An 881-nucleotide genomic window follows, 5' to 3' on the forward strand; every position below is an offset into this window, starting at 1 on the left:
TGAAGAGCGATACATTGAGATTCGAAGAATCCTCGAGCAACAAGGCAATTACCCAGTTGCAGGGCTGGGGAATGTTTCACCTGCTGTTTTTGAAAGCAAGGCAGAAGTCCGTGTTCTCCAATATCAACTGAATTCTGCTCAATCTGAACTTGAACGATTAAAGCGCTACAAAGAAGAGCGCGAGGATCTCAAGGACAAGATTCGGGATTTAGAGCGTGACAAAAGAGATCTGGAGCATCAAGTTTCAAAGCGATCAGCAATCCAGGAGTTCGGTGAACTGTTGAAGGATCCTGAAATCAAGAAGATGGGGCTTGGTATGATCAATTCCCAAAAAGGGGGGAGTCAGATTACCCATTCTTCCGGAGTTAAACAAGAAATGCAGAAATGGTTAGAGGTGTGCCAAGAAGAGGAGGCGACAGCAATGTATTCTCTTCTAAAAATGTCGGGACACCCGGAACATGGAGAAGCATTCAACTCGGATTTTAATTCCCTTTTTGAAAAATACGCACACACACTACAAGAACAATAACCATGGCATTTGGACAAGCAAAACACAGTATCAGTATCACAATTTCTGGAAGCTCAAAAGCGTCAGCAGAGCAAAAAGCAAAGCTGTTGGAAAAGATTGCTGCAAAGGCAGACTTAGAGAGTCTGAAGATTCTCGCGGAGCTATCAGAAAAACCTAATGTGAATGGGCTCCTTAAAGAATACGAGCCTCTTCTTCAATCCCTTTAATCATGGATAAACAAGCTCTAAAAGAGAAAACAATGACCTTCTTCACCCCCATCAATACTATCAAAATTGTCGGCGGTGCTGCCATTTTAGTCGGAGGGTATTTCCTTGTAAAGAGGTTGTTTACCAATGAGCAAAAGGAGCAGGAT

At 42.9% G+C, this 881-nt stretch carries 2 protein-coding genes; both read left to right on the plus strand.

Features of this window, described 5'->3' with window-relative positions; all coding sequences use genetic code 11:
* Positions 1-529: hypothetical protein (locus F8C82_RS14815; protein ID WP_170266289.1), on the plus strand; the 529-nt coding region annotated here is incomplete at its 5' end.
* A gap of 2 nt (positions 530-531) precedes the next feature.
* Positions 532-735, plus strand: coding sequence for a hypothetical protein (locus tag F8C82_RS14640; protein WP_151694374.1), 204 nt, complete (start codon positions 532-534; stop codon positions 733-735).
* The last annotated feature ends 146 nt before the right edge of the window (positions 736-881 follow it).

The organism is Phaeocystidibacter marisrubri (assembly GCF_008933165.1).
GTDB lineage: Bacteria > Bacteroidota > Bacteroidia > Flavobacteriales > Schleiferiaceae > Phaeocystidibacter > Phaeocystidibacter marisrubri.